10 protein-coding genes and 1 pseudogene are annotated in these 10,248 nt (G+C 66.0%); 9 read left to right on the top strand and 2 right to left on the bottom strand.

What is annotated here, in order from left to right:
• Window positions 1–16: 16 nt before the first annotated feature.
• Window positions 17–583 carry an adenine phosphoribosyltransferase gene (locus ACYP33_RS29180; protein WP_414443106.1) on the bottom strand — a complete coding sequence of 189 codons (567 nt, stop codon included), beginning with the start codon at window positions 581–583 and terminating at the stop codon, window positions 17–19.
• A 116-nt stretch (window positions 584–699) separates the two neighbouring features.
• Complete coding sequence (locus ACYP33_RS29175; RefSeq protein ID WP_414443107.1) at window positions 700–2,703, bottom strand: monovalent cation:proton antiporter-2 (CPA2) family protein; 2,004 nt, start codon at window positions 2,701–2,703, stop codon at window positions 700–702.
• Between the two features lie 152 nt (window positions 2,704–2,855).
• Between ACYP33_RS29175 and kdsD the strand changes: the two genes are divergently transcribed.
• The 9 genes and pseudogenes from kdsD to hprK all read left to right on the top strand — a co-directional run.
• Window positions 2,856–3,839: an arabinose 5-phosphate isomerase KdsD gene (gene kdsD / locus ACYP33_RS29170; RefSeq protein ID WP_414443108.1), complete on the top strand. Its 984-nt coding sequence runs from the start codon at window positions 2,856–2,858 to the stop codon at window positions 3,837–3,839.
• On the top strand, window positions 3,839–4,378 hold the full coding sequence (locus ACYP33_RS29165; protein WP_414450971.1) for a KdsC family phosphatase: 540 nt from the start codon (window positions 3,839–3,841) through the stop codon (window positions 4,376–4,378). The genes kdsD and ACYP33_RS29165 overlap by 1 nt, the downstream gene beginning before the upstream one ends.
• Window positions 4,379–4,381: 3 nt before the next feature.
• Window positions 4,382–4,996, top strand: coding sequence for an LPS export ABC transporter periplasmic protein LptC (gene lptC, locus ACYP33_RS29160; protein ID WP_414450970.1), 615 nt, complete (start codon window positions 4,382–4,384; stop codon window positions 4,994–4,996).
• 18 nt (window positions 4,997–5,014) lie between these two features.
• Window positions 5,015–5,686 (top strand): lipopolysaccharide transport periplasmic protein LptA, encoded by a 672-nt coding sequence (gene lptA / locus ACYP33_RS29155; RefSeq protein ID WP_414443111.1) that lies wholly within the window; start codon window positions 5,015–5,017, stop codon window positions 5,684–5,686.
• Window positions 5,683–6,459 carry an LPS export ABC transporter ATP-binding protein gene (gene lptB / locus ACYP33_RS29150; RefSeq protein ID WP_414443112.1) on the top strand — a complete coding sequence of 259 codons (777 nt, stop codon included), beginning with the start codon at window positions 5,683–5,685 and terminating at the stop codon, window positions 6,457–6,459. The genes lptA and lptB overlap by 4 nt, the downstream gene beginning before the upstream one ends.
• Before the next feature lie 201 nt (window positions 6,460–6,660).
• Entirely contained in the window at window positions 6,661–8,175 is a 1,515-nt protein-coding gene (locus tag ACYP33_RS29145; RefSeq protein ID WP_459624833.1) for an RNA polymerase factor sigma-54, read from the top strand.
• A gap of 153 nt (window positions 8,176–8,328) precedes the next feature.
• The gene (gene hpf, locus ACYP33_RS29140; protein ID WP_414443114.1) at window positions 8,329–8,694 is read left to right on the top strand and encodes a ribosome hibernation-promoting factor, HPF/YfiA family; all 366 of its coding nucleotides are present in this window, start codon (window positions 8,329–8,331) and stop codon (window positions 8,692–8,694) included.
• A 126-nt stretch (window positions 8,695–8,820) separates the two neighbouring features.
• A pseudogene (locus ACYP33_RS29135) lies at window positions 8,821–9,377 on the top strand (PTS sugar transporter subunit IIA).
• A 128-nt stretch (window positions 9,378–9,505) separates the two neighbouring features.
• Window positions 9,506–10,248 (top strand): HPr(Ser) kinase/phosphatase (gene hprK, locus ACYP33_RS29130; protein WP_459624832.1); only part of this gene is annotated, 743 nt, incomplete at its 3' end.

Below are 10,248 nucleotides of genomic sequence, written 5' to 3'. Positions count from 1 at the left end.
GGCGCTCGGGCCACGTTCAGTGGCCCGGAAACTCCGTCACCGTATAGAGCGGCAGACCGGCGCCGCGCAGCAGCGCCGAGCCGCCGAGGTCGGGCAGATCGATGATCGCCGCGCCCTCCACCACCGTCGCGCCGAGCCGTTCGAGCAGCTTCTTGCCGGCCATCATGGTGCCGCCCGTCGCGATCAGGTCGTCGACGATGATCACGCGGTCGCCCGGCTGGCAGGCATCTTCGTGGATCTCGACCGTCGCGCTGCCGTATTCGAGCTCGTACGATTCGGATTGGGTCTTGTACGGCAGCTTGCCGACCTTGCGGATCGGCACGAAGCCGATGTTCAGCTCGTAGGCGACGATCGGCGCAATGATGAAACCGCGCGCGTCCAGCCCGGCCACGTAATCGAGCTTGGCGCCCACGTAGCGCTCCACCAGCAGGTCGATCAGCACGCGCAGCGCCTTCGCGCTCTGCAGGATCGGGGTGATGTCGCGGAACTGCACGCCCGGCTGCGGCCAGTCCGACACCGTGCGCACATGGCGGCGGACGAACTCGGCGGGATCGGGCGACACGCCCGACGGCTGGTGGCTCATGAACTTCTCCGAAACAACGGCTGGCGAAGGCGCGCGCCGTTCAGGCAAATTGGGTTGACGAATCGAGGGCCGGACCGGTGAAAAGCGCGCACCGGCAGCGCGCCGATCCGACAGGCTCAGGCGGCCTGACCACCCTCCCGGCGCGTGCGCGACAGCCGTTCCTCGGCCATCGACAGCGCTTCCGGCAAGCCGCGCAGCACGAGAATGTCGGCCGCGCGCAGCTTGGTATCCGGGTCCGGCTCCACACCGCGAATGCCGTGCCGCCGGATCGCCGTCACCTCCAGCCCGAGCGCATACAGCCCGATCTCCTCGAGGGAGCGGCCGACCGCATCCGAGCGCGCATCGACCGGCACCGATTGTAGCCGCACCTGCTCGTGGTCGTCGTCGTCCGCGTCGTCGGCGCCGCGGAAATAGCCGCGCAGCAGGCTGTAGCGCGCATCGCGCATTTCTTCCACCCGGCGCACCACCCGCCGCATCGGCACGCCCATCAGCACCAGCGTGTGCGACGCCAGCATCAGGCTGCCCTCGACGATCTCCGGGATCACCTCGGTCGCGCCCGAGGCGAGCAGCTTTTCGAGGTCGGCGTCGTCCACCGTGCGCACGATCGCCGGCAGCGTCGGTTCGAGTTCATGGACGTGATGCAGCACGCGCAGCGCGGACGGCGTGTTCGCATAGGTGATCGCCACCGCCGCCGCGCGGTGGATACCGGCCGCGAGCAGCGATTCGCGCCGCGCCGCGTCGCCGAACACCACCGATTCGCCGGCCGCGGCGGCGGCGGCCACGCGGTCGGGATCCAGATCGAGCGCAACGTAGGCGAGGCCTTCCTGTTCGAGCATCCGCGCCAGGTTCTGGCCCGCCCGGCCGTAGCCGCAGATGATCACGTGGCCCTGCTGCTTGAGGCTTTGCGTGGCGATGCGGGTCATTTGCAGCGATTGCTGCATCCATTCCGTCGACGACACGCGCATCACGATCCGGTCCGCGTTCTGGATCAGGAACGGCGCGGCCAGCATCGACAGCAGCATCGAGGCGAGGATCGCCTGCAGCAGCGTCGAATCGACCAGATGGCGGTCGAGGATCAGATTCAGCATCACGAAACCGAACTCGCCGGCCTGCGCGAGCCCGAGCCCGGTGCGGATCGCCACGCCCGGCGTGGCGCCGAACAGCCGCGCGAGCCCGGTGATGGTGGCCGCCTTCAGCAGCACCTGGCCGGCGAAGAACCCCAGCACCAGGAACGGATGCTCCCAGATCACGCGCGGGTCGAGCAGCATCCCGGTGGTCACGAAGAACAGGCCGAGCAGCACGTCGCGGAACGGCTTGATGTCCTCTTCCACCTGATGGCGGTACGGCGTTTCGGAAATCAGCATGCCGGCGATGAACGCGCCGAGCGCGAGCGACAGCCCGAATTTGTCCGTGATGAACGCCGCGCCGAGCGTGACGAGCAACAGGTTCAGCACGAACAGTTCCTGCGAGCGGCGCCGGGCGACCACGTTGAACCAGCGCGTCATGAATTTCTGGCCGACGAACAGCAGCAGCGTGAGCGCCACCACGATCTTGACCGCCGCCAGGCCCAGCGTGACCGCCAGATCCTTCGACGATTCGCCGCCGAACGCCGAAATCACGATCAGCAGCGGCACCACGGCCAGATCCTGGAACAACAGCACGCCGAAGATGTTGCGGCCGTGCTCGGTCTCGATTTCGAGCCGTTCGGCCAGCATCTTCGAGACGATCGCCGTCGACGACATCGCCAGCGCGCCGCCGAGCGCGATGCTGCCCTGCCACGTGATATGAACCCAATGCTCGAACGCGAAACCGAGCAGCACCGCCACCGCGAGCGTGACCACCACCTGCGCCAGCCCGAGCCCGAACACCAGCCGCTGCATCGCGCGCAGCTTGGCCAGCGAGAATTCCAGGCCGATCGAGAACATCAGGAACACCACGCCGAATTCGGCCAGATGCTCGGCCCGCTCCAGATCGCCGGCAAAACCGAGCGCGTGCGGGCCGACAACGATGCCCACGGTCAGATAACCGAGCATCGGCGGCAGGTTCAGCGAGCGGAACACGACGACCCCCACCACTGAAGCCAGCAGCAGCAGGAGCGTCATTTCGAGCGGGGAAATCACGTGCGAAGGATCCTCGTTCGTCAGGGCGTCGCGACAGGCGAACGCGGGTGGGGCCGCCACGGGGGCGACTCGATGGGCGAGGACAGGACTCCGTCGGGAGCGCGGTTCCAGCACCCGGCGCGGCGAACAAACGCCTTTGTTATACTCCGCGCATGATAGCGAAAATCAATGATGACCGGGCGCTTGCGCTCGCCCGCGACGTTCTCGACATCGAGGCGGATGCGGTACGCGCATTGCGTGACCAGCTCGACGGAGAATTCGTCGGCGCCGTCGGCCTGCTGCTGAATTGTCGCGGCCGCGTGGTCGTGTCCGGCATCGGCAAATCCGGGCATATCGCCCGCAAGATCGCCGCCACGCTGGCCAGCACCGGCACCCCGGCGTTCTTTGTCCATCCGGCCGAAGCGAGCCATGGCGACCTCGGCATGGTAACCGCCGATGATGTCTTCATCGCGATTTCGAATTCGGGCGAATCGCAGGAGCTCGTCGCGATCCTGCCGCTGATCAAGCGGCTCGGCGCCAAGCTGATCGCCATGACGGGCCGGCCGCAATCGAGCCTCGGCCAGTTGTCGGACATCCATCTGTATGCCGGGGTCGAGAAGGAAGCGTGCTCGCTGAACCTCGCGCCCACCGCCAGCACCACCGCCGCGCTCGCACTCGGCGACGCGCTCGCCGTGGTCGTGCTCGACGCGCGCGGCTTCGGTCCCAACGATTTCGCGCGCTCGCACCCGGGCGGCTCGCTGGGCCGGCGCCTGCTGACCCACGTGCGCGACGTGATGCGCACCGGCGACGAAGTGCCGATCGTGCGGCTCGACGCGACACTCTCCGACGCGCTGTTCCAGATCACCGCCAAGCGGATGGGCATGACCGTGGTGGTCGACCAGCACGACCATGTCGCCGGCATCTTCACCGACGGCGACCTGCGCCGCGTGCTCGAACGCGACGGCGATTTCCGCCGCCTGCCGATCGGCGACGTGATGACCCGCCACCCGCGCACCATCGCCCCCGACCATCTGGCGGTCGAAGCCGTGGAACTGATGGAGCGCCACCGAATCAATCAGATGCTGGTGACCGATCCCGACGGCGTGCTGATCGGCGCGCTCAACATGCACGATTTGTTCTCGAATAAGGTGATCTGATGTCCGCTGCTTCCGCCACGGCCGCCGAACGCGCGAGCCGCGTCAAGCTGATGATTTTCGACGTCGACGGCGTGCTGACCGACGGCGGCCTGCACTTCACGGCCGCCGGCGACACCATGAAGTCGTTCAATTCGCAGGATGGCCACGGCCTGAAACTGCTGCGCGAGGCCGGCATCGACACGGCCATCATCACCGGCCGCCGTTCGGAGATCGTGGCCGTGCGCGCCAAGGAACTGCGCATCAGCCATCTGTACCAGGGCGTCGAGCACAAGCTGACGGCGTTCGCCGAATTGCTGCAGGCCACCGGCGTTTCGTCGGATGAATGCGGTTACATGGGCGATGACTGGCCCGACCTCGGCGTGATGACGCGCTGCGGCTTCGTGGCCGCGCCGGCCAACGCGCATCCCGACGTGCTCGCGCGCGCGCACTTCGTGTCCACCACCGGCGGCGGCTATGGCGCCGCACGCGAAGTGGTCGACACCATCCTGCGCGCCCAGGGCCGCTACGACGCGCTGCTCGCCGCCGCGCTGGGAGCCTGATTCATGTCGCAGCGGCTGCACCTGAGCTCGTTCCTGCCGATCGCGGCGCTCGCCGTGCTGGCGGCCGTCACCTACTGGCTGCTGCAGGCCACGCTGCCGCCGCCGGGCGAGAGCGTCGAGCGTCCGAGAACGCACACGCCCGACTACTTCGCCGACAACTTCTCGGTCACCGAGCTCGATCAATCCGGCGCGACGCAATACCGGCTGACGGCCGTCAAGCTGGTGCACTACGAAGACGACGAGACCAGCCTGCTCACCGCGCCGGCCATGCGCGCGTTCCAGCCCGGCAAGCCGGTGGTCACGGCCACGGCGCAGCGCGGCACGGTCAACGGCGATGTCTCGATCGTCGATCTGTACGACAACGCGAAGATCCTGCGCGCGGCCGGCGCAGGCGACCCGCCGATGGAAGCCGATTCCCAACATTTCCGGGTGCTGGTCAACGACGATGTGATCGAGACCGAAAAGCCGGTTAAACTTCAGCGCGGTTTGTCGATCGCCAACGCGACCAACGGCATGAAGTACAACAATGTCACCCGGGTCATCGACCTTTACGGCAACGTCCGCGGCACGATCGCCGCGTCCGACTCCGCCGGCGGCCATTCCGGCCAATCCAAGTAACCCAGCTTGCGTGACTGCATGAACGAATCGTTCCCTTGTTTTTCTTCCGGCAGCGCGCGCCGCGCTGTCCGCGCAGGGCTCGCCGCGGCGCTCGTCGCGCTGACGCTCCCGGGCGTCGCGCCGCTCGCGCACGCGGAAAAAGCGGACCAGAACAAACCGATCCAGGTCGAGGCCGACAACCTCACCTATGACGACCTCAAGCAGGTCACCGTCGCCACCGGCAACGTCGTGATCACCAAGGGCACGATCCTGATCAAGGGCGATCGCGTCGAGGTTCGCCAGGATCCGCAGGGCTATCAGTACGCCACGGCCACCATGGCCGCCGGCAACAAGAAGCATGCATCGTTCCGCCAGAAGCGCGAAGGCCTCGACGAGTACATCGACGGCGACGCCGAGCGCATCGATTACGACGGCAAGCAGGACCTGACCACGCTCACGCGCAATGCCACCGTGCGCCGCCTGCAAGGCCTGACCACCGTGGGCGATACGGTCCACGGCAGCGTCATCACGTATGACGGCCAGCGCGACTTCTACACCGCCAAGGGCGGCAGCGACGTCGCCGCGCCGGGCAACCCCACCGGCCGCGTGCGCGCGATGCTCTCGCCGAAGAACGGCGGCCCGGCGCCGCTGAACGGCGCCAGCGCCACGCTCGTGCCGTCGAACACCATGCAGGGAGAGTCGAACCCGTGACCGCCCTGCCGAACCGCCAGCCCGCCGGCACCACGAGCTCGCTCGTGGTCCGCAACCTGAAGAAGCGCTATGGCTCGCGCACCGTCGTCAAGGATGTCTCGCTCGACGTGAAAAGCGGCGAAGTGGTCGGCCTGCTCGGCCCGAACGGCGCCGGCAAGACCACCTCGTTCTACATGATCGTCGGCCTGGTGCCGCTCGACGCCGGCGACATCTCGCTGAACGGCAGCCCGATCAGCCTGCTGCCGATCCACAAGCGCGCCTCGCTGGGCCTCTCGTACCTGCCGCAGGAAGCCTCGGTGTTCCGCAAGCTGACCGTCGAGGAGAACATCCGCGCCGTGCTCGAACTGCAGCATGGCGACAACGGCAAGCTGCTGTCGAAGGACGAGATCGCCTCGCGCACCGAAGCGCTGCTCGACGAGCTGCAGATCGCCCACTTGCGCGAGAACCCGGCGCTGTCGCTGTCGGGCGGCGAGCGCCGCCGCGTGGAAATCGCCCGCGCGCTGGCCAGCAACCCGAGCTTCATCCTGCTCGACGAGCCGTTCGCCGGCGTCGATCCGATCGCGGTGCTGGAAATCCAGAAGATCGTCAAATTCCTGAAGCAGCGCAACATCGGCGTGCTGATCACCGATCACAACGTCCGCGAAACGCTCGGCATTTGCGACCACGCCTACATCATCAGCGACGGCTCCGTGCTCGCATCCGGCGCGCCGCAGGACATCATCGAGAACGAGAACGTCCGCCGCGTCTACCTCGGCGAGCATTTCCGCATGTAAGCGGGCGCCGCGGCGCCGCCCGGCGCCCGGCCACCCACCCCGAACACCCCGGCCGATCCGGGCGCTGCGCGATCGGCCGCGCGGCGCGGCCATGCGCCCGCACGACGGTGCGCGGGCGCGCCACTCGCGATCTTCGTGTCATCCCGCCTCCCGCAACGCGCCGCCTACGTGGCAAACTTCAGGTAACGATTCCTTTTTGCCATGAAAGCCAGCCTCCAACTTCGCCTGTCGCAGCACCTCGCGCTTACGCCCCAGCTTCAGCAGTCGATCCGGCTGCTGCAGCTGTCGACGCTCGAATTGCAGCAGGAAGTCGCGATGGCCATCGCCCAGAACCCGCTGCTCGAGAACGACGAGTGGCTCGCGAGCCCGCTGCGCGTGGGTGCCGACGGCACGCTGATCCCGCAGGCCCCGCCGTCCTCCGCACCCGAGCCGATGCACGGCAACGGCTCGTCGAGCAGCGGCAGTTCGGATTCATCGAGCGAGCGATCGGACCGCGACGAGCGCAACGGCGACGATTACGACTCCTATGGATCCGACGGCGGCGATTCGAGCCAGTGGAACCTGGAAGATTACGGCCGCTCGTCGAGCGCCTCCGATGACGACGATCTCCCGCCGCTGCAGGTGCAGGAAGCCACGACCTCGCTGCGCGAGCATCTTTCATCGCAGTTGCGCGTCACGCAGGCCGGCCCGCGCGACCGCGCGCTCGTCATGTTCCTGATCGAATCGCTGGACGACGACGGCTATCTCGGCGCGGCGCTCGACGAGGTCATGACCGACCTGCCCGAAGAACTCGAAGTGGATGTGGACGAGCTGGGCGCCGCGCTCGCGCTGCTGCACAGCTTCGATCCGGCCGGCGTCGGCGCGCGCTCGGCTTCCGAATGCCTGCGCCTGCAACTGCTGCGGCTCGATCCGTCCCCCACGCGCTCGCTGTCGCTCGACATCGTCTCGCAGCATCTCGAACTGCTGGCCGCGCGCGACTTCACGCGGCTGCGCAAGCACCTGAAGGCCAACGACGACGAGCTGCGCGACGCGCATGCGCTGATCCGCTCGCTCGAACCGTTCCCGGGCGCCGCCTACGGCAAGTCCGAAGCCGACTACGTGGTGCCCGACATCATGGTCCGCAAGAGCGGCCAGAACTGGATCGCGGAGCTCAATCCGGAGGTCGTGCCGAAGCTGCGCATCAATCATCTGTACGCCAACATCCTGCGCAACAGCCGCGGCGATCCGAGCACCGGATCGCTGAAGCAGCAGCTCCAGGAAGCACGCTGGCTGATCAAGAATATCCAGCAGCGTTTCGAGACGATTCTGCGTGTCGCGCAGGCCATCGTGGAGCGCCAGAAGAACTTTTTTACGCACGGCGAAATTGCCATGCGCCCCTTGGTTTTGCGGGAAATAGCTGATACGCTGGGCCTACACGAGTCGACTGTCTCCCGTGTGACAACCGGCAAGTACATGCTGACCCCGTTCGGTACTCTTGAATTTAAGTACTTCTTCGGGTCGCACGTTTCGACAGACACGGGGGGCGCTGCCTCTTCCACGGCAATCCGCGCCCTCATCAAGCAACTGATAGGAGCCGAAGACCAGAAATCTCCTCTATCGGACAGCCGAATAGCCGAACTGCTGGCGGAACAAGGGTTCGTGGTCGCGCGTCGTACAGTTGCGAAATATCGCGAAGCCCTCAAGATCCCGGCAGTCAATCTGCGCAAGTCTCTGTAGCCCGCTGCTTGCGGCGGGCGTTTTCCGGCCGCCGCGCTGTCGAAGGCATAGTCCGCCCAAGGCCAGCTCCGTCATCATCCGATCCCACGGAGATCGCCCTGCCGGCAGACATAGCCTCTACATGCACCGGGGTCATCTGCATGGAGAAACACTATGAACTTGAAGATCAGCGGACACCATCTCGACTTGACGCCTGCCATTCGCGAGTACGTAATCACCAAGCTCGACAGGGTGTTACGGCATAGCGATCAGGTGATCGATGGCACTGTGATCCTCTCGGTCGACAACCATAAGGAAAAGGACAGGCAGCAGCGCGCAGAAATCAATCTGCATCTGAAGGGCAAGGATATCTTCGTCGAAAGCGCCAACGGCAGCCTGTATGCGGCGATCGATCTGTTGATCGACAAGCTCGACCGCCAGGTGGTCAAGCACATGGAACGTCTGCAGACTCACGCACACGAACCGATCAAGCATCAGCATCAACCGGTACTCGATCAGATCGAGTTGCCGCCGCAGTAAATCCGGCGCCTCGCGCGCCAGCGAAACCGCCCGTTCCGACGGGCGGTTTTTTTGTTCCACGCCTTGTCGGTATCACGTACGAACCGGATCGATCACGCCACACCAGGCGAACGTCCGTGCTCTATAATGTTCGGGTTATTACCGGGATGTGCCGGCAACCCGCTTCCCGACAGGGAACGTTCGTTTACCGCCGCGAGGAGACCCCAGGCCACCCCCTGCCTGTCAACATGAATCGCCTAGCCAAAATCCTGCCACTGGAGAACGTCGTCATCGACCTCTCCGTCACCAGCAAGAAACGCGTGTTCGAACAAGCCGGTCTGATCTTCGAAAATCAGAACGGCATCGGCCGCAGTATCGTCACCGACAACCTGTTCGCGCGTGAGCGTCTTGGCTCGACTGGCCTCGGCGAAGGCGTCGCCATTCCGCACGGCCGCATCAAGGGTCTCAAGCATCCGCTCGCCGGCTTCGTCCGGCTGGCCGAGGCGATCCCCTTCGAAGCGCCGGATGGTCAGCCCGTCTCGCTCCTGATCTTCCTGCTGGTGCCCGAACAGGCCACCCAGCAGCACCTCGAGATCCTGTCCGAAATCGCGCAACTGCTGTCCGATCGCGAGGCCCGCGAACGCCTGCACACCGAACCGGATCGTAACGAGTTGCATCGTCTCCTCACTCAATGGCAACCTTGAGCTGATTCGGGCGGAAGGCTTCCCCGCGACGGGCGGCGCGTACCGCCCGGCCCTGCCGCCCGCAGCCGGTCCGGCGCCGCAGAGCGTCCGGCTTATTGCCGCACCGGCCATTTGGAGTGACGCACGCAATGGATACGTCCAGCATCAACGCCCAGAGCATCTTCGACGACAACGCAGCCATGCTCAAACTGAGCTGGCTGACGGGGCATGAAGGCTGGGAGCGCGGGTTTTCGGCCGAGACGGTCGGCAACGCCACCTCGAGCGCCGATCTCGTCGGCCACTTGAACCTGATCCATCCGAACCGGATCCAGGTGCTCGGTGAAGCGGAAATCGAGTACTACCAACGACAAACCGACGAAGACCGCTCCCGCCACATGGCCGAGCTGATCGCGCTCGAACCGCCGTTCCTGGTGGTCGCGGGCGGTGCCGCCGCGCCGCCGGAACTGGTACTGCGCTGCACCCGCTCGTCCACCCCGCTGTTCACCACGCCGATGTCGGCCGCCGCCGTGATCGACAGCCTGCGCCTCTACATGTCGCGCATTCTCGCGCCGCGCGCCACGCTGCACGGCGTGTTCCTCGATATTCTCGGCATGGGCGTGCTGTTGACCGGCGATTCGGGCCTCGGCAAGAGCGAGCTCGGCCTCGAACTGATCAGCCGCGGCCACGGCCTGGTGGCCGACGACGCCGTCGATTTCGTGCGACTCGGCCCCGATTTCGTCGAAGGTCGCTGCCCGCCGCTGCTGCAAAACCTGCTCGAAGTGCGCGGCCTCGGCCTGCTCGACATCAAGACGATCTTCGGCGAAACCGCCGTGCGCCGGAAAATGAAGCTGAAGCTGATCGTCCAGTTGGTGCGCCGCCCCGACGGCGAATT

It is taken from the genome of Burkholderia sp. 3C, from assembly GCF_054589155.1.
The sequence above is the reverse complement of the archived record's forward strand: the minus strand, read 5'-3'. Positions and strand labels throughout refer to the sequence as shown.